34 protein-coding genes and 1 pseudogene are annotated in these 23423 nt (G+C 39.6%); 12 read left to right on the top strand and 23 right to left on the bottom strand.

All coding sequences use genetic code 11. The features are described 5' to 3' along the window. Positions 1-353: 353 nt before the first annotated feature. The gene (locus tag AAHT65_RS16895) at positions 354-761 is read right to left on the bottom strand and encodes a CoA-binding protein (RefSeq protein ID WP_003328752.1); all 408 of its coding nucleotides are present in this window, start codon (positions 759-761) and stop codon (positions 354-356) included. A gap of 182 nt (positions 762-943) precedes the next feature. Between AAHT65_RS16895 and plsY the strand changes: the two genes are divergently transcribed. Both plsY and AAHT65_RS16885 read left to right on the top strand, forming a co-directional pair. After that, positions 944-1525 (top strand): glycerol-3-phosphate 1-O-acyltransferase PlsY, encoded by a 582-nt coding sequence (gene plsY / locus AAHT65_RS16890; protein ID WP_010788825.1) that lies wholly within the window; start codon positions 944-946, stop codon positions 1523-1525. A 93-nt stretch (positions 1526-1618) separates the two neighbouring features. Further along, a complete protein-coding gene (locus AAHT65_RS16885) occupies positions 1619-1906 on the top strand; it encodes a HesB/YadR/YfhF family protein (protein ID WP_003328748.1) in 288 nt (95 codons plus the stop codon). A gap of 34 nt (positions 1907-1940) precedes the next feature. On the opposite strand, the gene AAHT65_RS16880 is transcribed toward AAHT65_RS16885, so the two are convergent. From AAHT65_RS16880 to acnA, 7 genes are all read right to left on the bottom strand, one after another. Continuing rightward, positions 1941-2240, bottom strand: a complete 300-nt coding sequence (locus AAHT65_RS16880) for a hypothetical protein (protein ID WP_003328747.1) — start codon at positions 2238-2240, stop codon at positions 1941-1943. Between the two features lie 14 nt (positions 2241-2254). Beyond that, complete coding sequence (locus AAHT65_RS16875) at positions 2255-2671, bottom strand: YbgC/FadM family acyl-CoA thioesterase (protein WP_106271394.1); 417 nt, start codon at positions 2669-2671, stop codon at positions 2255-2257. A gap of 84 nt (positions 2672-2755) precedes the next feature. Beyond that, positions 2756-2995 (bottom strand): small acid-soluble spore protein Tlp, encoded by a 240-nt coding sequence (tlp, locus tag AAHT65_RS16870; protein ID WP_003328745.1) that lies wholly within the window; start codon positions 2993-2995, stop codon positions 2756-2758. Positions 2996-3027: 32 nt separating this feature from the next. Then, entirely contained in the window at positions 3028-3174 is a 147-nt protein-coding gene (locus AAHT65_RS16865) for an acid-soluble spore protein N (protein WP_003328743.1), read from the bottom strand. 64 nt (positions 3175-3238) lie between these two features. Beyond that, positions 3239-3364, bottom strand: coding sequence for an FbpB family small basic protein (locus tag AAHT65_RS16860; protein ID WP_064505197.1), 126 nt, complete (start codon positions 3362-3364; stop codon positions 3239-3241). Positions 3365-3450: 86 nt separating this feature from the next. Beyond that, on the bottom strand, positions 3451-3963 hold the full coding sequence (locus AAHT65_RS16855; RefSeq protein ID WP_343310542.1) for a redoxin domain-containing protein: 513 nt from the start codon (positions 3961-3963) through the stop codon (positions 3451-3453). Between the two features lie 72 nt (positions 3964-4035). Beyond that, positions 4036-6759 (bottom strand): aconitate hydratase AcnA, encoded by a 2724-nt coding sequence (gene acnA / locus AAHT65_RS16850; protein WP_094232131.1) that lies wholly within the window; start codon positions 6757-6759, stop codon positions 4036-4038. A 231-nt stretch (positions 6760-6990) separates the two neighbouring features. On the opposite strand from acnA, the gene sspO reads away from it, so the two are divergent. The 4 genes from sspO to AAHT65_RS16830 all read left to right on the top strand — a co-directional run bounded on the left by sspO (position 6991) and on the right by AAHT65_RS16830 (position 8445). Then, a complete protein-coding gene (sspO, locus tag AAHT65_RS16845; RefSeq protein WP_003153982.1) occupies positions 6991-7137 on the top strand; it encodes an acid-soluble spore protein SspO in 147 nt (48 codons plus the stop codon). A gap of 24 nt (positions 7138-7161) precedes the next feature. Next, a complete protein-coding gene (locus AAHT65_RS16840) occupies positions 7162-7308 on the top strand; it encodes a small acid-soluble spore protein P (protein WP_003221237.1) in 147 nt (48 codons plus the stop codon). 100 nt (positions 7309-7408) lie between these two features. After that, positions 7409-7786: an Hsp20/alpha crystallin family protein gene (locus tag AAHT65_RS16835; protein WP_061670884.1), complete on the top strand. Its 378-nt coding sequence runs from the start codon at positions 7409-7411 to the stop codon at positions 7784-7786. Positions 7787-8016: 230 nt separating this feature from the next. Further along, a complete protein-coding gene (locus tag AAHT65_RS16830; RefSeq protein ID WP_063637767.1) occupies positions 8017-8445 on the top strand; it encodes a DUF2621 domain-containing protein in 429 nt (142 codons plus the stop codon). A gap of 26 nt (positions 8446-8471) precedes the next feature. On the opposite strand, the gene AAHT65_RS16825 is transcribed toward AAHT65_RS16830, so the two are convergent. The 3 genes from AAHT65_RS16825 to AAHT65_RS16815 form a co-directional block, all read right to left on the bottom strand. Next, positions 8472-8963, bottom strand: a complete 492-nt coding sequence (locus AAHT65_RS16825; RefSeq protein ID WP_343310541.1) for a CcdC family protein — start codon at positions 8961-8963, stop codon at positions 8472-8474. An 80-nt stretch (positions 8964-9043) separates the two neighbouring features. Beyond that, a complete protein-coding gene (locus tag AAHT65_RS16820; protein WP_003328734.1) occupies positions 9044-9406 on the bottom strand; it encodes a response regulator in 363 nt (120 codons plus the stop codon). 91 nt (positions 9407-9497) lie between these two features. After that, positions 9498-10202, bottom strand: coding sequence for a cytochrome c biogenesis protein CcdA (locus AAHT65_RS16815; RefSeq protein WP_088117283.1), 705 nt, complete (start codon positions 10200-10202; stop codon positions 9498-9500). Positions 10203-10424: 222 nt separating this feature from the next. Here AAHT65_RS16815 and AAHT65_RS16810 point away from each other — a divergent pair, with 222 nt between their 5' ends. After that, positions 10425-10592 (top strand): aspartyl-phosphate phosphatase Spo0E family protein, encoded by a 168-nt coding sequence (locus AAHT65_RS16810; RefSeq protein ID WP_088118484.1) that lies wholly within the window; start codon positions 10425-10427, stop codon positions 10590-10592. A gap of 81 nt (positions 10593-10673) precedes the next feature. Here AAHT65_RS16810 and AAHT65_RS16805 read toward each other — a convergent pair whose 3' ends face one another. From AAHT65_RS16805 to yneA, 6 genes are all read right to left on the bottom strand, one after another. Then, on the bottom strand, positions 10674-10892 hold the full coding sequence (locus tag AAHT65_RS16805) for a YneF family protein (protein ID WP_003328731.1): 219 nt from the start codon (positions 10890-10892) through the stop codon (positions 10674-10676). Positions 10893-10977: 85 nt separating this feature from the next. Continuing rightward, on the bottom strand, positions 10978-11424 hold the full coding sequence (gene sirA, locus AAHT65_RS16800) for a sporulation inhibitor of replication protein SirA (protein WP_061570424.1): 447 nt from the start codon (positions 11422-11424) through the stop codon (positions 10978-10980). 151 nt (positions 11425-11575) lie between these two features. After that, positions 11576-13579: a transketolase gene (gene tkt, locus AAHT65_RS16795; protein WP_088117282.1), complete on the bottom strand. Its 2004-nt coding sequence runs from the start codon at positions 13577-13579 to the stop codon at positions 11576-11578. 171 nt (positions 13580-13750) lie between these two features. Then, positions 13751-13984 carry a DUF896 domain-containing protein gene (locus AAHT65_RS16790; RefSeq protein ID WP_003328727.1) on the bottom strand — a complete coding sequence of 78 codons (234 nt, stop codon included), beginning with the start codon at positions 13982-13984 and terminating at the stop codon, positions 13751-13753. Between the two features lie 70 nt (positions 13985-14054). Next, the gene (locus AAHT65_RS16785; protein ID WP_010788813.1) at positions 14055-14705 is read right to left on the bottom strand and encodes a YneB family resolvase-like protein; all 651 of its coding nucleotides are present in this window, start codon (positions 14703-14705) and stop codon (positions 14055-14057) included. 19 nt (positions 14706-14724) lie between these two features. Then, a complete protein-coding gene (yneA, locus tag AAHT65_RS16780) occupies positions 14725-15036 on the bottom strand; it encodes a cell division suppressor protein YneA (RefSeq protein ID WP_088117281.1) in 312 nt (103 codons plus the stop codon). 154 nt (positions 15037-15190) lie between these two features. Between yneA and lexA the strand changes: the two genes are divergently transcribed. The 5 genes from lexA to AAHT65_RS16755 all read left to right on the top strand — a co-directional run bounded on the left by lexA (position 15191) and on the right by AAHT65_RS16755 (position 18022). Then, positions 15191-15811 (top strand): transcriptional repressor LexA, encoded by a 621-nt coding sequence (gene lexA / locus AAHT65_RS16775; RefSeq protein ID WP_003328724.1) that lies wholly within the window; start codon positions 15191-15193, stop codon positions 15809-15811. 853 nt (positions 15812-16664) lie between these two features. After that, a complete protein-coding gene (locus AAHT65_RS16770) occupies positions 16665-16862 on the top strand; it encodes a hypothetical protein (protein WP_061570428.1) in 198 nt (65 codons plus the stop codon). Further along, positions 16859-17158, top strand: coding sequence for a spore coat protein (locus AAHT65_RS16765; RefSeq protein ID WP_003328722.1), 300 nt, complete (start codon positions 16859-16861; stop codon positions 17156-17158). The genes AAHT65_RS16770 and AAHT65_RS16765 overlap by 4 nt, the downstream gene beginning before the upstream one ends. A gap of 122 nt (positions 17159-17280) precedes the next feature. After that, positions 17281-17730 (top strand): YndM family protein, encoded by a 450-nt coding sequence (locus tag AAHT65_RS16760; protein ID WP_088117280.1) that lies wholly within the window; start codon positions 17281-17283, stop codon positions 17728-17730. A 73-nt stretch (positions 17731-17803) separates the two neighbouring features. After that, positions 17804-18022, top strand: coding sequence for a helix-turn-helix domain-containing protein (locus AAHT65_RS16755; RefSeq protein WP_088117279.1), 219 nt, complete (start codon positions 17804-17806; stop codon positions 18020-18022). Between the two features lie 34 nt (positions 18023-18056). On the opposite strand, the gene AAHT65_RS16750 is transcribed toward AAHT65_RS16755, so the two are convergent. From AAHT65_RS16750 to AAHT65_RS16725, 6 genes and pseudogenes are all read right to left on the bottom strand, one after another. Continuing rightward, a complete protein-coding gene (locus tag AAHT65_RS16750) occupies positions 18057-18890 on the bottom strand; it encodes a prohibitin family protein (protein WP_003328719.1) in 834 nt (277 codons plus the stop codon). Continuing rightward, entirely contained in the window at positions 18883-19023 is a 141-nt protein-coding gene (locus tag AAHT65_RS16745; RefSeq protein WP_167375101.1) for a hypothetical protein, read from the bottom strand. The genes AAHT65_RS16750 and AAHT65_RS16745 overlap by 8 nt, the downstream gene beginning before the upstream one ends. 204 nt (positions 19024-19227) lie before the next feature. Next, positions 19228-19989, bottom strand: coding sequence for a poly-gamma-glutamate hydrolase family protein (locus AAHT65_RS16740; RefSeq protein ID WP_088117278.1), 762 nt, complete (start codon positions 19987-19989; stop codon positions 19228-19230). A gap of 280 nt (positions 19990-20269) precedes the next feature. Further along, positions 20270-21704 (bottom strand): annotated as a pseudogene (locus tag AAHT65_RS16735) (YndJ family protein). Further along, complete coding sequence (locus tag AAHT65_RS16730) at positions 21704-22321, bottom strand: DUF4166 domain-containing protein (protein WP_343310539.1); 618 nt, start codon at positions 22319-22321, stop codon at positions 21704-21706. Before AAHT65_RS16730 ends, AAHT65_RS16735 begins: the two are co-directional and overlap by 1 nt. Positions 22322-22325: 4 nt before the next feature. Further along, positions 22326-23177: a hypothetical protein gene (locus AAHT65_RS16725; protein WP_343310538.1), complete on the bottom strand. Its 852-nt coding sequence runs from the start codon at positions 23175-23177 to the stop codon at positions 22326-22328. Between the last annotated feature and the right edge of the window lie 246 nt (positions 23178-23423).

The raw sequence follows: 23423 nt of genomic DNA, 5'->3' as shown, positions 1-23423 counted from the left end.
AAAGCAGGCTTTTGATTCTGTCCTTCTGCTCCTCGGACTCATCATTATAACCAATGTGCTTGATTTAGCAACATTTTAGCTAATAATCCATTTTGATAAACGCCGCAAGACATACATTCGATTCGCTTTTCGGCTTTTTGGTGCCGTTTTTTGAAAATCGAACATACGTTTGTTTTCATTATATATAATTCAGCGAACCTTAGCAAATGGAGCGGGTAAAAGCCTTACTTGGCAAAGTATGCAAAAAAGCTGTTCAAGCTTTATTGTATCTGTTTCACAATAATACGCAAATATAATCTTGAAATAAAAAAGCAAAAATCCTTGAATTCACAAGGATTTTTGACTGGTTTCATCTATTTTGTTACAGCATGTGCAACTTTTATACACAGATCCATAATCACCGTGCGGCCTTTTTCTTTCAACATTTCATAAGCTTCATCGTTTACTAGTCCTTGCTGCGCCCAAAAGACGTCAGCATCTGTTTCTAAAAACTCCTCAGCAACGCCTGGGAGCTGTTCTGACCGTCTGAATACATTTACAATATCAATATGCCCTTCAACCTCTTTTAAAGACGACACGGCTTTTACGCCAAGCGCTTCGTCAATTGTCGGATTCACAGGGATAATGTCATATCCTGCATCCTGCATAGCTTTTGAAACCATATAAGACGTTCTATCCGGCCGATCAGAAAGACCGACGACCGCTATTCGCTTGCTTTTTTCCAGAATCGCTTTGATCTCAGCTTTTGTTGGATTTTGCACCTTTCATCATCTCCTTTTTATCTATTCTACAGGAAGGATAGCCGTGAAATCAAAGCCTGATGTGATTGTATATGGCCTCCCATTATGTTATTGTTAGCAAACTTCACAAAAAACTTATCATCAGATCATGACATCTCATGTTAAAATAAAGATCAGGAACATTGGAAAAAGGAGAAATGTAGATGTTAATTGCTTTATTGATTATTTTAGCTTATTTACTAGGCAGCATTCCATCAGGCTTAATTGTCGGCAAGCTTGCCAAAGGGATTGATATAAGGGAACACGGCAGCGGGAATTTAGGAGCCACCAACGCGTTTCGGACACTGGGTGTGAAAGCCGGATCTGTAGTGATTGCCGGGGATATTTTAAAAGGGACGCTTGCCGCTGCTCTCCCGTACCTCATGCATATTGATTTTCATCCTCTGCTTGCCGGAGTTATAGCTGTTATAGGCCATGTGTTTCCTTTGTTTGCAAAATTTAAGGGCGGTAAAGCCGTGGCGACTTCCGGAGGCGTTTTGCTGTTTTATGCTCCGCTTTTATTTGTTACAATGCTGGCGGTATTTTTCATATTTTTATTCATTACGAAATATGTTTCTCTGTCTTCAATGTTAACAGGGGTTTATACCATTATATACAGCCTCTTTGAACAGGATACATATTTATTGATTGTGGTCACGTTGCTGACTGCCTTTGTCGTTTACAGACACAGAACAAACATCAAACGGATTATCAATAAAACCGAGCCTAAGGTGAAGTGGCTTTAACTTAGGGGTAAGAGCTTTTTTTTGACACAGTAAAACCGTGTGCGGTTATAATAGAGAAAATTCATTTTGATAACAAAAGGAGAGTGGCCGTGTATGAATATGGAAATTCAGAAAGATGCGTTGAATTGGTATAAAGATGAGCTAGAGCTAGAGAACGGCGATCAAGTTCGGTTCTTTGTCCGTTACGGAGGCTGCAGCAGCGTTCAAAAAGGCTTTTCCCTCGGTGTCTCAAAAGATGAACCCCAGGATATCGGAATCAGCACTGAAGTAGAAGGCATTACCTTCTTTATTGAAGAAAGTGATATTTGGTACTTCGATAATCATGATCTACTCGTCAGTTATTCTGAAGCATCTGAAGAGCCGGTATTCGAATATCAATAAGAAAAAAGAACGCATGTGATGTGCGTTCTTTTTTTTATAATTTAAAACGTGAGAGATGATCGGTCAGCCTCTCCCTTTCCAAAATCATTTTTTGGGTTTCACCAAGAAGGTCATAATGTGGAAATTCATCTCTTTTATGTATCCATTCTTTTTTTAATCCGTATTTTTCACCCCACGAACTCAGCTTTTCTAAGTCACTGCAACCGACTTTTGTCACTGTTTTCGCTTCCGGAAAGCGGTCATCCAGCCAGTAATGGGTTAAAAACGCGATTTCTCCGCTCTTAACAGCTTCTTTCCAGCGATTCAGTTCACCGCGATGAATTCCAAACGCCATCATATTTCACTTCCCTATTTTTTGGCCTTTTCATAAGCTTTGTGCCAATCAGGGAAGGCTTTGCGAAACTGAATCGGTTTAAAGCTTTCTTTATCAACACAAATGTGTGCGGACTTTGCTGTAATCGAGATATCTCCCTCAGGATTTAATATATGATAGCCATATACCGTTTTAAATCCGTTGTATTCTTCTATCCAGGTATGCACAACAGCCGTTTCTCCGTAATGAAGCGGTTTTTTATAAGAAATATTGATGTCTACGACAGGTGACAGTACACCTTTCTTTTCCATATCGCTATATAAAAAACCAAGATCTTTAATTAAAGCGGTTCTGCCCACTTCCATCCAGACAAGATAGTTGGCATGATATACAATCCCCATTTGATCTGTTTCTGAATAACGCACTTCTATTTCTTTTTTTGAAACATGCAAGATTCTCTGCTCCCTTTTTCACGATTTAGCCCTATTCTATCACATCAAATGATGAAAGAGAAAAAACCAGGTTTCCCTGGTTTTTTACGATTGATAACCGTTTTCTCTTGCTTGAGATTCATCTTGAATTTCACTGCGGAAGGCTTCAAGACTTTCATTTCGTCTGGCATTTTTTTCTTTGATGCGCTGTTTGTCTTCACCTGAAGCGTTTTTCATGGATTCTTCAGCTTCTTCAATGTTCTCAATTGTATTTTGAACCATGTCTTGCAATTTCTCTACATTATCCGAACGGTCATCAGGGTTTGGTTGATATTGTTTTGTCACTTGTTAGCCCTCCTTATGATGATTACGGGGCACTATTCGCCCTTTGTTTGCATAATAATTGGCTGCTCATTAGATGTGTCGTGCATTTTTTCCCCTTTATTACGCTTATATTTAACAGGTTTCGTGCCCAAGTGGCTCGGAGCATATTGAGGCTGACCATTTTTCTTGTTGGTACCCATGTTTATCCCTCCTTAACAAATAGGATTCTCAAAAGGAGGAGTAAACATGAATACAAATTAAAGGTTATTTTTGCTTAAAACGCTGTTCAAGCTTTTCTTCAAGCTGATGTAAATACTCAGTATTGGTCATCAGCTCTTTTTTATTTTCCATGACCAGTTCATGAAAAGAACGTTTTCTGATTTTTTTCACACTTCTCACCTCCGGGTATTCTTTTATTTTTACCAATTTTGAAAATTATAAGCATTGTTGCATTTCAATAATTAAAAAACTGGGTCCTAATCGAGACCCAGTTTTTGTTTCATTTGTTTTTTTGTCATCGTGCCGGCATAAATTTGCTGAATGACACCTTTTTCATCCAAAATATAAGTCGTCGGATATGTTAGAACACTATAATCCGCATTGATTCCACTTTTATCAATAAGGATCGGGAAAGTTAAATGGAGCGAGTCAGCGAATTGTTTGACCGTTTTCTCCCCCTTTTCAGCAGAGGTAAAGTTAACGGCAACCACAGCAATCTCAGAGTGCTCTTTTTGAAGCTCTTCCATTGCGGGCATTTCTTTACGGCATGGATGACACCAAGTGGCCCAAAAATTAAGAAGAACTTTTTTTCCTTTATAATCCGATAAAGAGGTTTCTTCACCAGAAAGCGTTTTCAAACTAAAATCGGGTGCTTTCTGCCCTTCTTCAATGCCGACTTCTTCTTTTTTCGTATAGTTCTCATAGAAAGTCCAGCACATATACACGGCAAGTCCACTGAGACAAATTCCCGCAAGCCATTTTTTCAGCATATGCCACCCCCGCGGCCAATATTTCATAAAAAGAAGAGAAAGCACCTCTGCCCTCTCTTCCCAATTACAAGCTTACTTTTTCATTTTATCGCGAAGCACCATTTGCAGAATACCGCCATGGCGATAGTAATCAACCTCAACATCACTGTCAAAGCGCACTAAAACTTCAAACGATTTTACATTACCATCTTCATCAATTGCTCTTACTTTTACAAGATCGCGCGGACGAACTGTTTCGTCAACATCTACTTCAATCACTTCTTTTCCGCTTAACCCTAGTGTTTCTGCGTTGTCACCTGCTTTGAATTGAAGCGGAAGCACGCCCATAAATACAAGGTTGCTTCTGTGAATTCTTTCAAAGCTTTCGGCAATAACCGTTCTGATTCCGAGAAGATTGGTTCCTTTTGCTGCCCAGTCACGGGAAGATCCCATACCATAATCTTTGCCCGCAATCACAACAAGGCCCGTTTTATCTTCTTTATATTTCATACAAGCGTCATAAATGGACGTCACTTCACCGGTAGGCCAGTATGTTGTATATCCGCCCTCAGTCCCCGGAGCGATCTGGTTTTTAATCCGAATGTTAGCGAACGTTCCTCTCATCATGACTTCATGGTTTCCGCGTCGTGATCCATAAGAGTTGAAATCACGAGGTGAAACGCCTTTTTCCTGCAAGTATTTTCCGGCAGGAGTATCCTTGCCGATTGCGCCGGCCGGTGAAATATGGTCAGTTGTGACTGAGTCACCGAATTTACCGACAACGCGCAGCCCTCTTAACGGTTCTACTTTGCCCGGCTCAACTGACATTTCTTCGAAGAACGGCGGGTTTTGGATATAGGTTGAATCATTATCCCATTTATACAATGCTTGATCCGTCGTTTCGATTTGATTCCAGCGTTTATTGTCATCAAACACGGTTTCATATTCTTTACGGAACAGCTCAGGAGTTACCGTTTGTTTCACGATTGAATTAATCTCGTCCATTTCCGGCCAAATATCGCTGAAATATACGTTCTGACCATCTTTGCCTACACCGATTGGGTCAGTTTTCAAATTGATGTCAACCGTTCCCGCTAATGCGTATGCAACGACAAGCGGCGGAGAAGCAAGATAGTTTCCTTTCACAAGCGGGTGAATCCGGCCTTCAAAGTTACGGTTTCCGGAAAGGACTGACGTAATCAAAAGATCATTTTCCGCAACGGCTTCTTCAATTTCCGGAGACAGCGGGCCTGAGTTTCCGATACAAGTTGTACAGCCATAACCGACAAGGTTAAACCCAAGCTCTTTCATATAAGGCAGCAAACCTGAATTCACCAAATATCCTGTAACGACTTTGGATCCCGGCGCCAGAGATGTTTTTACGTAGTTTGGCACTTTCAGTCCTAATTCAACCGCTTTTTTAGCGACTAGGCCTGCACCGATTAAGACGTAAGGGTTTGACGTGTTTGTACAGCTTGTAATGGCAGCGATGGCGATTGCGCCTGTTTTCATGACTGTTTCTTCGCCATTAAGCAGTTTAAACTTAATTTCTTTGTTCGCTTCAGCAGCTTCCAGACCAAATCCTTGGTTACCCGCAGGACTGACTAAGTGCTTTTGGAAGGTTTCCTGCATGACAGAAAGCGGAATCAGATCCTGCGGACGTTTTGGACCTGAAAGATTGGCTTCAATCTGAGACAAGTCAATTTCCACAATATCTGTAAAGTTTGGCTCATCTGCATCCGGAGTATAAAACAATCCATTATTTCGGCAATACGCTTCTACAATGTCAATTTGCTCTGCGTCCCGGCCTGTCAGACGTAAATAATTCAGCGCTTCTTCATCAACCGGGAAGAATCCGCATGTTGCGCCGTATTCCGGAGCCATATTTGCAATGGTTGCGCGGTCTGCAAGCGGCAATTCTGCCACTCCCGGGCCGAAGAACTCAACAAATTTGTTTACAACGCCTTTTTCACGCAGCACTTGCGTAACCTTTAATGCCAAATCAGTGGCAGTAGTTCCGTTTGGAAGCTCTCCGACAAGTTTTGCGCCGATGACTTCTGGAACCGGGAAATAAGAAGGCTGGCCAAGCATGCCCGCTTCCGCTTCAATTCCTCCTACGCCCCAGCCGAGAACACCGATACCATTAATCATAGTGGTATGGGAATCCGTACCGACAAGTGTATCAGGATAAGTGACAAGCTCACCGTCCACTTCTTTCGCATGTACAACGCTTGCCAAGAACTCAAGGTTGACCTGATGCACGATACCTGTAGCAGGCGGCACTGCCTGATAATTATTAAACGCTTTCTTTGCCCAGCTTAAAAATTTGTAACGCTCTGCATTTCTTTCGAATTCTAAGTCCATATTAATAGCTAAAGCATCTTCTGTGCCTGCTTTATCAACCTGTACTGAGTGGTCAATAACCAGATCCACAGGAATTTCAGGATTGATTTTGTCAGGGTCCCCGCCGACAGAATCCATCGCTTTTCTCAATGAAGCAAGATCAACTACAGCAGGAACACCTGTGAAATCTTGCAAAATAACACGTGAAGGCTTAAATGGTACATCAATATCCTTTAATCCAGCAGTTCCCCACTTTGCTAAATTTTCCACGTGCTCTTTCGTAATCACTCGCCCGTCAACCTGGCGTAAAACAGATTCTAAAAGAACCTTAATGGAGTAAGGAAGTTTTGAAACATTCCCGACACCCAGGTCCTCCAATGCTTTTAAGGAATAGTAATGATATGTTTTTCCATTAGTTGAAAACGTCTTTTTTGCTTGGAAAACATCTTGAGTTGCGACTTTCTGATTTGCCATTCTCCAAAATCCCCCTTCAAAGATCAAGATCATTCTTCGATGAAACGCTATTTTTCACCACAATTTTCTCACAATTTCATCTTAAAACAAAATCATACATAAGTAAATATCAATGTTTTTATTAAATATAATAAGATCACCTTATCGGAGTGTTTTTTCGGAAAATTTTTGTTTTTTTTCGTCCTCATACAAATCAAAAGAGAAAGCCATATTATACATGAGGTGATTATCATGGTGAAAAGAAAAGCCAATCATGTCATAAATGGAATGAATGACGCTAAAAGCCAAGGCAAAGGTGCTGGCTATATTGAAAATGATCAGCTTGTCCTGACCGAAGAAGAACGGCAGAACAATAAAAAAAGAAAAACAAACCAATAATAAAATCGGCAGGAGGCTCTTTACGTGACGAATAAAAATACAAGTAAAGATATGCATAAAAATGCGCCTAAAGGACATAATCCAGGACAGCCGGAACCTTTAAGCGGGAGCAAAAAAGTAAAGAACCGCAACCACACAAGGCAAAAGCATAACTCAAGCCACGATATGTAAATAAAAAAACAGACCTTAGCGTCTGTTTTTTTATATCTTCACCCATTTATTATTTTCCGCATAACATAACGCAAGGATTTATATATGGAGGAATGCTTCCATGACTCATTCAAAACGTTCTGGCTCCAATGACTTCGACGGTATGGAGGATTGGCTGCGCCAATTTTACGAGGATCCTTATGCTTGGTATGATGAAACACTGCCTATTGATTTATATGAAACAAGTCAGCAATATATCATTGAAGCAGACTTGACGTCATTACAGCCGGTTCAGCTGACCATTACCCTGTGCGGGTGCGAGTTCATTCTGATAGTCAAGACGGCGGAACAGTCTCTAGAAAAAAGCCTCTTGCTTCCCTTTTACCTGAGTAACAAAACAATTCAGACCGATTATACCAACAGCATTCTGACAGTCGCTATGAATAAGGAAGAGAGTGAAGAACAGACTTCCTTTTCTCTTCAATTTCCTATCTCCTAACATAAAAAGTCACTTTCATTGCCGTGAAAGTGACTTTTCTTCCGTCCGTTTGTCGTCAAATACCCTTCATAGTGAATCTCCCATGGCCAAATAGCAGAATCACTATACAATAGAGTATGCTCTATCATCTCGTTTGACTAGACATCTATCATTTCTTTCTATTATTTTTTATGATGTTCTTCTAAACTTTCTTCATGTACAATATGGATAGAATAAGGGGGTGAACATAGATGCTAGAGGGCTTGTTTATGTGGTTTATTTTGTTTTGGGTCATTGTGATGGTTGTTTTATTATCTATTGGCGGCTTTTTTATGTTCCGCAAATTTCTAAAGCGCTTACCGAAAGAAGATGGCCGATCAGAACTGGACTGGCAGGATTACTATATTGAAAAAAGCAGGCATTTATGGAGCAAACAAGACAAAGAGTTTCTTGAAGAGTTGGTTAAGCCTGTGCCAGAGCTGTTCCGGGACATTGCAAAAGCAAAAATTGCCGGAAAAATCGGAGAGCTTTCCATCAAGGAACAGGCATCCGCTATCAATCAGGACCTTATCATCAGAGGCTATATTATGGCAACCCCGAAAAGAGACCAAACCTTTTTAAAGAAACACCTTCGAGAAAAAGATATAGATATCAACCCTTACAAATCTCTCCTCAAGTAAAAAACCTTTCCCCTAATAGGAAAGGTTTAATTCATTTGAATATCAGCTGCTTGCATCTCGTTATGAAGCTTGCGATAAGATAAATACATTGCGATTCGCCAAGGCACTATCATTCCGAAGGCTAAGATCCAAAACATACCGCTCAAAGCTCCATAATCTACTGATGTGCTCAAAATAGATTTCATCACTATCCTGATCACCAAAAGGCCGACCAGTATAAAAACGAATGCTTTGGACCGCTTCATGTAAATTTCATTATTTTTAATTTCGAATTTAGACGTTTTTATAAGAAAAATAGAGAAAATGACGCCTAGCGTGATCGCTTCTAAAAACTCTTCACCCGTCACCCAGAAAACCGGAAACAAAAACATTAATGCACCCGTACTCATAAAAATCGGCGGAAGAATAATTTTTTTCGGTGAAACTGGCTTATCGGAAGATTTAATTCTGACAACCATCACTACTGCAGCCATTAAGACGGCAATAATTGATGAAATTATAATCATCATACATATCATTCCTTTGTTTGCTCTGAGTATTGATACTATATACTATACTCCAAAACAATAAAAAAAACCATTTCGAAAAGATTAATCCTTCATTTTCCCATCACGCGATTAACAGCTTCCAAAACTTTTGATTCCTCAAATGGTTTCATAATAAAATCCTTTGCACCCAGTTCAATTGCTTCCACTACTATCCGCTGCTGCCGCATTGCGGTGCACATGATGACATTTGCTTTCGGGTCAAACGACATGATTTCCTGAAGCGCCTGTATGCCGTTTTTGAGCGGCATTGTAACGTCCATTGTCACAAGATCAGGACGGAGCCTCTGGTACAAATCAGCTGCTTCCTCACCGTCCGCCGCTTCACCTGCTACTATGTAATTTGCGGCTTCTAAGATCTCTCTAATCTTCACCCTCATGAACTTGGCGTCGTCTACAACTAAAACTCTTGTCATATTCCCCTCCAAATAAAACGATATCCTTTATCAATAGTATTATTGTACCAAAAACAAAGGGGTAAATAGTAGTTCAAAAGTTGTTTATGTGTCAGAAACCTGTAAATTCTCCGAATAGCGATGATAACATAATGATGATTAAGGTCATCCAATCAAAAAATAACAGCACACCTATCAATACCATCAGGACCCCGCCAATTTTCATGATTAGAAGCTGATTCTTTCTTATCCATTTCAATCTCGTAATGAAGAAAGACAATAATAGAAAAGGAACTGCAAAACCAAGAACATATAAAATCATGTACGGAACAGCTGAGGCAGGATTTGTGTTAGCAAGCGCAAGGAGGGCAGCCAAAATCGGTCCTGTGCACGGCGTCCACCCTGCTGAAAAAGCCATTCCCGTTAAAATAGAACCTACAAACCCGGCGGGCCTGTGTTTGAAATGAACTCTGCGCTCTTTCATCAGTATATCCGGACGGAACACACCAAGTGTGATGAAGCCAAACAGGATGATGAATAGAGCTCCTATTTGACGGATGGCATCATGATAATCTCTAAAAAAGCCGCCGATTAACGAAGTTCCGTAACCAAGTGCGATAAAAATCACTGAAAAACCCAGCAAAAAAAACAGTGTATGAATCAGGCTCCTTTTTTGCAAAAGAAGCTTTTCCGAATTGACTTCATCCATACTGACACCAGTGATATATGACAGAAAAGCAGGGTACAACGGAAGGCAGCAAGGTGAAATAAACGATAAGAAGCCGGCTCCGAATGCCAAAAAATAATTAATATCCATGCACATAAACTCCTTTCAAGTTAGCAAACCTTTCAAGTTATGACAAAATCATTTCATTTTTTTAACACTTCAGCCTGAAGGATTTCTATTTTCAGAAAAACCTTATATAATTTAATTTGACATTGAGATATTATACTCCTTCTCATTTGAAAATCAGTATAAATATGGGATATAATAATGGCATTCAAAATGAAAGATCTATGTATGAAAGGATACATCCCTGTGATTAAAGAGCATCTATTAAATGAAATTGAAAAAAAGAGAGCCGAGCTTTTGCAAATTGTCATGGCCAATGGAATGACGTCCCACATTACGATAGAACTCAGTCAGGAGCTTGACCACCTTCTCATACAATATCAAAAACAACAGCATTCCGGAGGCACCGGTTAATAATGATTCCAAAATAAAAAACCCTTTAAGCGGGTTTTTTATTTCATAACCATGTTTCTTCTATGTCATAATCTTTACGTATTATTTCGTTTGATTATTCATGGCTTTCATCATTTGATTAATTTTCTTTTGAGAAGGTTTCATTCCCATTTGCATCATCATCATGCGTAACATTTGTTCATTAATAGGCGGATTCTTTTTCAAGTAGCTCATCATATACTTACGAGCGATAAAAAATCCGAGTGCAACACCCGCGAGCAATGCCAGAACGCCCACTAGGATGACAACCCATAAATCCATTTTACTTCCTCCTTCATGTTGTCTAGTTTAAAGTGTACTAAACCAAAGGCTATTATACAACATTTACATCTCTTTTTCTTCGGTTTTAGACAAAATTTCTTTCTTTCACCGGATTTAGCCACCCATACCGCTGCGCTCCAAAATCCATTGCGAGAAAACAAGGGCTCACTTTTCGAAGGACTTCAAAGAAAATCGTTTCTGACTCGTAATCTCCGGATGCTACAATCTCAATCATCTGTTCTTTCATCATAAACGTTGCATAGCCCTTTGCTTTCGGGAGAGATAATCTATAAATATGATCCAACTGCGTATAATCTACATTGCTTAAATTCATTTTTAAACGCTGGTGCATATGTAACATCGGGATCGGCTTCGTAATATATTGAATTTGTCTTTCAGTCATTTGATATTGCTGAGGTGTCAGATTCGTCCAATGATAGTCTTGAAAAAGCTTAAACATGACTGATTCCCGTCCAAAATAGTGATTGGCAAACTCATCTTTAATTAAATAGGTATAGTAATGACGTTCCATTCTCTCATCCCCCTTATTCAGCGCCTTAATATGCTCTCTATTATACAAAAGAAGAAAAGAAAGAAATGTCTATTACTGTTAAAATCATTATACTATTTTTGTCGTATAAACATGAAAAAGAGGATGATTTGACTCATCCCCTTACAAACACTTATTTGCTTATTAATTTCTTCACACGATCAACTACGTTTGATACAGAGAAACCGTATTCTTTCATAATGGTTTCACCAGGAGCGGAGGCACCGAATTGATCAATACCAAGCACGTCACCCTCAAGTCCTGTATATTTACCCCATCCAAAGGAAGCTCCCATTTCAATAGCAAGACGTTTTTTCACATCTGCTGGAAGTACGGAATTTTTATATTCGTCTGATTGCTTTTCAAAACGATCCCATGCCGGCATACTTACGACTGACACGTGGATATTTTCTTTTGCCAATTCAGCCTGTGCTTCAATCGCAAGTCCTACTTCAGAACCTGTAGCTAAAAGAAGGGCATCAGGTGAATCATTTTGTGCTTTAGATACGACATAAGCACCTTTCTCAACACCTGCTAAAGCTTCATCAGCAGTTTGATCGATAGTAGGAAGGTTTTGACGGGTGAGCACCAAGGCCGTCGGATGATCCTTGCTTTGTAATGCGAGCCTCCAAGCTGCTGCCGTTTCATTGCCGTCAGCCGGTCTGATGACTGACAGATTAGGCAGAGCACGTAAAGAAGCAAGCTGTTCCACCGGCTCATGCGTCGGTCCGTCTTCTCCTACAGCGATGCTGTCATGAGTGAATACATAGGTTACCGGAAGCCCCATTAATGAAGCGAGACGGATTGCCGGTCTTAAATAATCAGAGAACACAAAGAATGTTCCGCCGAAAACCCGAAGGCCGCCGTGAAGCGCCATCCCGTTTAATGCGGCACCCATTGCAAATTCACGAACACCGAACCAGAAATTACGGCCTGAATAATCGGCTGCCGTATAATCTGCGGCGTTTTTAATATTGGTTTTATTTGACCCTGCAAGGTCAGCCGATCCTCCTACAAAATAAGGGATCTGTTTTGCAATGCCATTTAAAACTTCTCCAGAAGATGCGCGTGAAGCTAAGCTGCTTCCTTTTTCATAAACAGGAACCTCTTTATCCCAATCTTTTGGAAGTTCTCCTTTGATGCCAAGCTCTAATTGTTCAGCAAGTTCAGGGTAGATTTCTTTATATTTGTCGAAGAGCTCGTTCCATTCCTGCTCTTTCTTCTCTCCTGCTTCTTTTACCGTTTGTTTAAAATGGTCGTATACTTCTGACGGTACATAGAAGTCCTCTTCATATGTCCATGCATAAGCTTCTTTAGTTAATTTACTTTCCTCTGAACCAAGCGGCGCACCGTGAACACCTGATGTACCTGCGCGGTTAGGTGAACCGAATCCAATGGTTGTTTTTACTTCAATTAATGTAGGTTTTTTTTCATTTTGGCGCGCTTTTTCAAGAGCGGCAGTTAATTCTTCGATATTGTTACCGTCTTCGACATAGAGAACTTCCCAATTCATTGCCTCAAAACGCTGCTTTACATTTTCTGAGAATGAGCGGTCTAAGTCTCCGTCTAACGAGATGTCATTAGAATCGTAAAGTACGACCAGACGCCCCAGCTGAAGATGGCCTGCCAGTGAAGCCGCTTCTGAAGAGATACCCTCCATCAAGTCACCATCACCGCAAATGCTGTATGTATAATGATCTACTACGTTGAATGAATCGCGGTTATATGTTTCTGCTAAGTGGCGTTCTGCAATAGCCATCCCAACTGCCATTCCGATTCCCTGTCCGAGCGGCCCTGTTGTCGCGTCAACACCTGCTGTATGCCCGTATTCAGGATGTCCAGGTGTTTTGCTGCCCCATTGGCGGAATCCCTTTAGATCATCAATACTGAGATCGTACCCGCTTAAATGAAGCATACTGTATAAAAGCATTGAGCCGTGTCCCGCAGATAAAACAAAACGGTCACGATTAAACCAGCCAGGGTTCTTCGGGCTTACATTCATAAGTTTTGTCCATAGCGTATATGCCATAGGAGCAGCGCCCATAGGCATTCCCGGATGACCGGAGTTTGCTTTTTCAATTGCGTCTATAGATAGTGTGCGTATGGTAGCAACTGATTTCTTTTCAATTGTATCCATAAAAATCCCCTTCCATATGTGTTGTACCTCTTCATCATAAATCTCTGAAGCGTTTTTCTCAACTGTTTCAGCTTAAATTTGAGAGAAACTTGTTGAAAAATGTCGCTTACACACGCTGACGTTGTTAGTATATACCAAAAAGGAATACGATATTGACGTATTCCTTTTATATTAGTGCAGCTTGTTATTTCTTTTTTCTCTTTTTAGTTTTTCTGGTGTTACATCGTTGCCTTCAGGATCAATGATTTTAACACTTTTCAGTGTGTTTTTCATAGAGGAGCGAAATCCTTTGAGGTATTCTTCACGAAGCTTCTTCTGCTCAGCTTTTTCATCATCAGTAATAACGCCTGATTTCGCTTTTGCAGCAAGTTCATTGATTCTGGCAATTTTTTCGTTTGAAATCATGTTAAACTCCTTTATTCCATTTTGCCTTTATACTACTAAATCAGCAGAGGTTTTACAAACGATTCACTCATTATTTGTCTGTTTCGTCCTCCATATATTCCTGAAAGCGCCGGTGAACGGTTGCTTTTGATACCTCATAACCAAAGCCTCTTAATGTAGCGGCTATTTCAGCGAAGGTCAGCTTATTGGCTCTCAGTCGTACAATTTCTGAAATAGGAACCTCAATTTTGTCTTTCCCGCTGTTTTCATGTTGGTTTTTAAGGTTTTTTTGCGGTTTAAACCCATTTTTCACCGCGCGTTTCATTCCTCTTTTGATTTTCATATTATGTATCTTCCGCTGATATTCTTCCACAATGCTGACGATCTCAAGCACCATAGAATCGGCTTCGGACAGCTCAAGTTCTCCTCTGTGCGCTGTCGTGTATATTTTTACATTTTCCCGATAAATGCAATGGAGAAGGGCGATTTTTGCATTTCCTCTGCCAAGCCTAGTCTCATCTTGAACGAGAATCGCATCAATATGGGACTTCTTCAATTCATCAAGCATCTCAAACACACCGTCCCGGTCCATTTCATACCCGCTGGCTTTTTCGGATATGACCTTAACGACCTCCATGCCATTTTCGGATGCAATCGCTGCAAGCTCCTCCTCCTGCCGCTTTAATGAGGTTTGCTGCTGTTCTTTGTTTGTACTAACGCGGGCATAAATGAGCGCCTTCATTTCTTGCTATCTTTCCTCTCTATTTAACAGTTGCCAATTGATATGCAGCAGGATGTTCCTTTTTTAAGGGAAGCATTAATACATCTCCCGCCTGTATATCAGAAGTCTGAAGATTATTTTCCTCCGTTACCCATTCAATAAAATCCTTTTTGTTTATCTTTTTCGTATCAGACACCTGATCAGCCAACGACCAAAGCGTATCTCCCGATTGGACTTCTATTTTAACATATTGATTTTGCTCTTGATCATTGTTTGTAAATGATAAAAGAAGAATAACAGCACTTAAAACTCCCGTGAACAGGCCGACAAAAATAATAAATTCTTTAATCATAAAAACAACCTCCGATAAGAATGTTTGTTCGCTTTTTATAACTCAAGTATATACGAACAAATGTTTCTGTCAATTGTTTTTTTCGAACCTATGTTTGTACTGTAAGGAAAATCATGCTATAATCTACTTAAAATCGACGTTAGAGGTGCGAAAAATGACGAAGCTATCAAAAAGGCAACTTGATATCCTCCGTTTTATAAAAGCAGAGGTAAAAACAAAAGGATATCCGCCTTCTGTAAGGGAGATTGGGGAGGCTGTAGGCCTTGCGTCCAGTTCGACTGTCCACGGGCATTTGGCTCGTTTAGAGACGAAGGGGCTGATCAGGCGTGATCCGACAAAACCAAGAGCGATAGAAATACTAGATGAAGAAGAAGTGCAAATTCCGAAAAGCCAAGTTGTTAATGTGCCTGTTATCGGAAAAGTAACGGCAGGAAGCCCCATTACAGCAGTAGAGAATATTGAGGAGTATTTCCCGCTGCCTGATCGGATGGTTCCGCCGGACGAGCACGTGTTTATGCTTGAGATTATGGGTGAAAGTATGATTGATGCCGGAATTCTCGATAAAGATTACGTCATTGTAAAGCAGCAAAGCACTGCCAACAACGGAGAGATCGTGGTCGCCATGACGGAGGACGATGAAGCTACAGTCAAACGCTTCTATAAAGAAGATACTCATGTGCGGCTGCAGCCGGAAAATCCAACAATGGAGCCGATTATTTTACAGAATGTCAGTATACTAGGAAAAGTGATCGGTGTATTCAGAACCGTTCATTAGAAACTTTTAAACTGCCGAACTTCATTTCGGCAGTTTTTTTCATAGATAAAACCCCCTTCTTTTATATAAAGGGGGTTTTATTCATAGCAAAATAAAAAAAGCAGGTTCGCCCTGGCTTAGAAACGAACCTGAAAAGGAGGAAAAAATTACATCATGTTTACACCCATTATTATCCTACATTTTTAAGTTGAAGTCAACAAATTATTTTTCCTCAAGGAAACTTTTTCTGAGTTTCTGGTGTCTCTCTGCCGAGAAATAAATCCTGGCACTTGAGAACAAGCCCCATCCTAAGTGTAAGAAAGACCACTTAGTAAATACGTTTGGTCAAGGGTTCATCATCAGCCTTGTTTATAAGTAGTCGAATTTATTTCTAATTTGTTTCATCTTTTCGTTCGTGAGAAGTGACAAGTTTTATGATATTTTGGGGCGAGATGATAATAAATAAATTGAAAATTTAGTACATAGTTTAATTAGTTCTTTTAGTGTTTATTCAATGTAATAAACTCACCTATCATAGAACTTGTGAGCGTAAAATTAAACCCCCGATATCTCCCCAAATTAGCCTGCTTCAGCTTTACGATAATTGTTTCGGCATTTGCACTACTGAAAGTAAACAGTGAATGATCTTCTTTGATATTCGTTGTCTCCTCCCACCCTTTCCCCATCTGCCTAATGAACTACGTGCACTCAGTTTCGGTTAAACCTGATACATCTCACAAATAGCTGCTTCTTCTGATAATAATCCTTCTCTCTTCAGAAATAATGCATTCCACAAAGTTCCTGTTTTAAGCAGCACCCCCATTGCTCAAAATAATATTGATTGTCTAACTTTTCTTAGAAAGGAATGACTTATATGAATGGGTTTCATGAGACTTTAGATCTTCATGAATTGCTTGTATTTAAAAACCTTTGTTTGACTAAGTCTTCAACGATGACCGGTTTAGTGCAGGATCAAGAATTAAGAGACATTTTAGAACAGGATGCGTTAAAAACAAGACGGCAGGTTGAGCGTTTGCAAAGCTTACTGGCTGAGCGAGGTGAACAAATATGAATGAATTTTTTCAAAAGCTTGCCGGAATGGGCAGTATGACAGAACAGGTCATTGCCACTGATTTTTTAATTTCAGCAAAAACTGGTATTAAAGATATAGCCATAGCCATTACCGAGACGGCTTCTCCGGAAGTGAGAGATACATTACATGAGTATTTGCACGATGCTATTGATACTCATGAACAAATTTTCAATTACATGGTTGCAAAGGGCTTTTATCACCCCAGAAATTTATCCGAACAGATAAACGTTGATATTCAGGCCGCTGAAACAGCTAAAGACTTGCCTCAAATTTAAATTCGGATGCTCTCTTCATTCAAGCTGCTGAGACTTTCTCGACAGTTTTTCTATTCATTTGGATATAAAAAAAGTGAAAAAATAAGTTTGTGCTTTCATTAAATAATCAGTAAGGTGGTAAAATGAAACATATAATTGCACTCGTATCAAAAATCACTTTGACCCTTTCCCTTTTATATGTCATTTTGGACAGAATCTATCATGTATCTTTTTTAAGTGTATTATTCATCACATTTGTTTTAGGGCTGATCTCTTATCTAACAGGGGATATGCTTATATTGCCAAGGACTAGCAATTTTATTGCTACAGCCGCTGATTTTGGGTTGTCGTTAATTATCCTCTGGGTATTTCTCATCAATCGCACAGGCGGTGATTTTTCTCCATTTTTTGCGGCTCTTATCGCCTCACTTGGTGTAGGTATATTTGAATACTTTTTTCATCGATATTTGCTGGCTAATGTGTTGAATGAAGATTACCGTAACCAACTTGCTTCAAGAGACAGCCGGTTGCAATATCAAACCGAAGTGTCAGACGAGTTATCTCCAGACCTTCCTAATAAACATAAGGAGTAAATCTCTATCACGTGAGCCTTATGTTTTATCTGCGGCATGTATGCTACAATATGTCTAAAAAAGGGGTTCACAAATGCCTGTTTATAGAGTGCTCAAATGCAGATTAGGAGATGTTCTGAAGGAATACGATATGACCATTTCTGACATCGCTGAAAATACCAACCTCAGTGAAAGACGGCTGAACGATTATGTAGATGGAATCAAGACAACCATGACAATGAATGTTGCTATGACGGTTGCAAAAACAATCGGCTGCCATATTGAAGATCTTTTTGTTTGGGAAAATTCTTAAAACACAAAAAGGAGGCCGAAATCGCCTCCTTTTTTTATTTACTTTCTTCTTCGTCATCCAATGGCAGCTGAAGCAATGAATCAGTGCCTGTCGCTTTTGGTGTTTTACCATCCCATTTTTCAATCCATTTGTATTTAATCATTTCATCTGACATCGATTTCTTGATAATTTGGTTATAATCGGCGATTCCTTCAGCTTCGATCTTTTTCTTTTTGGCTTCTGCTTCAGCAATTTTGATTTCCGTTTGTGTTCTTTCCAGCTCTTGTGAAGATTTCACACGCGCGTCGATAGCTTCTTGTGTTGCTTTATCAGGTTTAGGAACACCTAACGTCAAATCATCGATAAGGAAGCCTAGGTCCTTCATATCATCAGCAAATGTTTTTTGAACTTCTGAAGCGGCCTCGGATGATTTCTGACCGTATGTATCAATTACTGAGTATTTAGAAATGGATTTTCTAGCGGCATCCCAAAGTCTTGTTTTGAGGTATGTATTTTCAATTGTCTCAATGTCAACCGCTCCAAACTTGTTGAACAGTTCCACCACCTTATCAGGCTGCACAACATAGTTGTAGGCAATATCCATAGAAATGTTTTTACCGTCAGAGGTTGCTACTTTAATATCTTCATTGTCTACTGTTTGCATACGCACCGGATATTCAGTAACTTTATTAAACAGCCCGACTAAATGCCAGCCCTGATCAAGCGTTTCTGATTTCACCCCGCCATTCGGTGAGTAAACAACGCCGACATAGCCGTTTGGAATCTTTTCAATAAATAATGAGGCTGTAATCCCTCCAAGGATCAACGCTGCGCCTACAATAATTCCCCCTATAATCTTTTTTGTGCTGTTTTTTTTATTTTCATTCATTACGATCTTCCTCCCATGATTTTTTAAACTTGCTTGCTCCGCTTCCCACCTTTTTAAAGAATGGGCTTAACATAAGCCATAAACCGAATCCAATAATGACCAGAAGAATAATGGAACCAATTATGACCTTCATATATTTCACCTCTCTTGCAGCTTTATCATTTGACAGCAAAATAACTTACTCTGTTTAATATACGATCGTATGACCTTAAAGTTTCATAAATTAAATCATAACTTTATATTTTTATCATTTATATGTATCAAAACCCAAGTGAACTCGAAAAAAATAGAAATCGTCGAGTCGCTTGGGTTTTATTTTTATACAATTGAGGCTGGCTTAATATTGAGCGTTAATAAAATCTGAAATAGTTTCGGTGAACTTATAAAACGTTTGATTTTGCGTGCTGGATCTGCTTTTTAATGAGAACGTTTCAAACATAGATTTCCTAAACCCCATGCTCAATTCCAGCTGAATACTCAACCCTGATATTGATTTATTCGCTATATTGTCTGGGCTGACTCCCGCGTACTTATCTTGCGCACTCAGCAATTCCGCCGGAAATCCTGCTTTATGAAGCGTTTGCACCAGCAATGCGGCTCTGTTTCGATCAGTGCCGCCTACTTTAATATTTTTTTCATCAGCAGAGTAACCGTGTAAAGATATAACACTCATGTGTCCTCTGGCCATAGTAAGCGAGGCAGGTTCATCAAAGTGAGTGCTTGTGATATGCAAAACGGAATTGCCGGAGGGCATCAACCCTTCAAACAAATACATGGAATGATGTTTGCTAAGTTCTCTTGCTAATTCACTTGTACCTCCTTCAATCCCGCCTCCGTGTATGGCTAACACTAAGACGCTGGTGTTTCTTTCCTGTGTTGATATGCCATAATCAGATGGATTTGTATTGTTTTTTAATTCTTCAAAGTTTGCATATTCATCCTCAGCTGCCGCTATGACAGAAAACGGAAATAAGATTATCGCAAACAATGAAATATTTACCAGAAGATAAGTTGAAGTGAAATACTTTACTATGTTACAATCAACATGCTTCAAGCAATGGAGCATACGGTGGAGTAGGGTTACTTTGGCCGGTTTCATCTACTCCGCCTCTAATCCCGAATGAACATTATGAATGATTCGCCGAGAGTTTATCATGAATCAATCTCTTCTCCTTTGTTAAATTTTTGTTAAATTCACAATATTATATACTTTTATCCCGAACATCGTTCTTACATTTGTAATATTTTAATGGTCTTTACTCCGCCCCGTTGTTACTTCAAACAGAATTCCACTTATGATTTAGTCCTTTTTTCCTGCACAGAAAAAAACAGATGCCTGTCCGGTAAAACGGTCAGGTACATCTGTTTTTTGATTTTTATCACTTTTTTTCAATTTCGTATTGGACAAACAAAAATTTAACGCCAAATATCCACATATGGTGAGTAGCCGTCAAGCGGTTTAGACCTTTTGCTTCTATATAGAAGGTTTCCGATAAAGGCAATGGGATCGTTCCGCATGCAGTATGGAGATAGATCCCCTCATCTCCTGCTCCGCTTCTTCTTCGTTTACTTGTCAGAGTCATTCCGCCACTATGAGGATAAGGCTTTAAAATACCAGTCAGGATTCATTGAAAGATGAATCTGGCCGGTCCTTTTGCTGATACCGTTGTAAATGAAAGCAAACGGTTTAAACCAAGTAGCCCATGTCACTTTTGCTTTTAACCGAAAATCGTTTGTCTGTTCATAAAAATCCTTGATCAATGGCGGCAGATTTTCAGTTAAAAAATCTTTTGATTCCAAGTTTTTCATATTCTCAACAAGCCCTGAATACGAGTCTGACGTTTCCAAATCATTTCTTTTCAAAAAGCCTTTTCCTATCTTCCATTTTCCATAAATACGGCTGAATAGTTTTTCGCAGCTATTATCTGTCGGCTGCGGATTTTCAAGCCTCCACCCAAACAACCCCGGGATGATCACACCAACAGCATTGGAAAAACCATGAATCCAAATCATTTGGCTGATGGAAAGGGTCACTTTCTCCTGAAATACTCCAAAAGAATAGATGAGAGAGAAAAGAATCGTAATCATTAATACAATGGCGGAAATCGCAACAAGTATTTTTGCAAGTTTACGATGAAAGGGCGTATGAAACACCAAGTAACCATTCACATACAAAGCGATCATATATAATGAGACCGCAATGAAATCAAGGGTTTTCGAGAAAGAAATGCCGGCTGCTATAAGCATAGGCGATAGTAAAATCGTCCATGTGACCCAAAGATAAAGTCTCCGTTTTACTCTTATCTTTCTCCCTAGTAAGCCGTTAAAGATAGGGATCAGAAAAGCTGAATAATGAAAATGCACCGCTGTCAGCAAAATAATGAGACGGCTAAAATTCATGATATTCATATTTGACGTATAAGCAAAAAACCAAAAACCGCCCATAAACAAATAAATAAGACCCAGATAAATGGATGTCTCTTCAATTCTATGTATTTTTGTTTTCCGAAGCCGAATCACTCCGTATGCTGCCAGTAAAGACGTATAGGTCCACCATATCAGCGCAAACAATACAGCATCAGTTAAAAACGCTAAAGAAGCCGAAACGGCAGCAATCGGGTAACACCGCATAAGTGTCTTTTCCAAAATAATAACTAGACGATCAGCCGTTTGATAAAACACAAATGGAAAAATGTTTGGAACGAAAAAAAGAACAGAAAGTAAAACAAGGGCTTCCGCGACAGGCACATCCGGCGTTTCAATAAAGAAAAACACGAGAAAACAAAAAATGCTTACAGACATATTTAATTTCATCATTCAACTGTCCCGGCTTCCTGAAATGATCCTTTATAATAGAAAAGAGTTCCGAGAATATCATTTTCCACGTGTACTTCTATAGTGAAACAGGCGTTTTCATCATGATAGGATTCATAAACAGTTGACTTTCCGCGAAGCCACTTAGGGATAGGGATTTTCTTGCCGAAAATTAAAAACCATTGCTGTCCTGACGTTATTTTAAGCGCTCCGTTTTGTTCCGCTTCAAAGGATAAAACAGAAAGCAGGAGATGGGGTTTTCCGAAATAATCAAGAATTCTTTTTTCTTTTTCATCATGGATCATGACAGCGTCAAAAAATCGTTTTTTCCCGCTAAAGAAAAAAGTACGATTCCACTGCACAGCTATCTCATGCTGCTCTGTGCTGAATGTTTTATTCTCAATGATAAAAGGAACATCCTTTCCTCTTTCCGAAAAAAAACAGCGAAAGAGAACCCCAAACCTTAAAAGCCCCCTGGCAATAAAGGAACCGCCGCTTATTTCAGACATAACCCCTTTTGCCCGGAACGTGTGTGTAAGATCTAACTGATATCGTTTTCGAAGCTTGGGGTGCAGCAAATGACTATTCACAATATGATGTTCATAAATGGAGACCACAATTTCACTTCTTTCTTTTTCGTTTTGTATGAAAGGCGCTTGGAAGTTGAAGGGAGCAAGCATAGCCGGCTGAGGACAGCGCAAAAAAGAATATGTAACAAAAGAAAGAAAACAATTCTCCCGATCGGTAAAAGCACAATAACGCCAGAATAAGCATTTGCACACTATACAGGATTCTTTTCCTGCGTAAAGGAAGCAGAAATAAGACGCCAATTCCTGCTTCAAGCCAGCCCGCAAGCCATTCAGCCTGAATACTCTTTAACAAATTGATTGTTTCAGGAAAGGGACCGTTTATTCCGTGGAATATCCAGCCAAAAGAGAAAAACAAACTGATGATACTATATACCATTGTTCTGCGGATCAATTGTTTTGGATGCTTCTTTTTTTCAAGCCATAGTCTTAAAGCATCAAAGCTCCAAGCGGTTGCCCAGCCAAGGAGCGGCCTGAACATAAACCGGTCTATGCATCGCCCGAATGAACCGTAAGACGTTTCATATTGGTACTCAGTGATAAACGTGACATGACGATTATCTATTTGTTTGTACTTCCAGTACCCTCTTCCCTTCTTTATAAGAGATAACGGGTGGCCGGAATAAAACGCTAAGGATGATGCTCTTTCGGAAGAATTTTTATGAATGCTTCCTGCGGATTCTCCGGTACCTGTTATTTTCAAACCGAATCCAATCCTAGTTTCATATAAAAATGCCTGCGGTTCGTTTCCTTTTTTATGAAGATAAGTAATATCTGAAAAACGAAGATCCCATTCTTTATGAAGCGATGGATTTTGCGTGTACTCCCAAAGCCGTTCAACGTCTGATTCAATTTGTATTTCAACATAAATGGGAGCTTGCTTCATTCGTCACGCCCCCTCTCTAGTAATTTGCCCGCATATTTAGAATACCATTTTTCCAGATTGTAAAAAATGGATTTTTTCTTTTCTTTTCACATCCGAACATGACAATATGTCAAAGGATTATCACGATACATGTCAAATTCTTATACTATAGGAATAGATGTCAGGAATGCTCAATGAACGGAGGTCGTTGAATTGGAAGCCATCATTATAATAGGAAGTTCATTACTTATCGTACTAGCTGTCGCG

Origin of the sequence: Bacillus atrophaeus (assembly GCF_039519175.1) — a bacterium.
In the GTDB taxonomy this organism is placed as follows: domain Bacteria; phylum Bacillota; class Bacilli; order Bacillales; family Bacillaceae; genus Bacillus; species Bacillus atrophaeus.
This window is presented reverse-complemented; position numbering and strand designations above follow the sequence as displayed.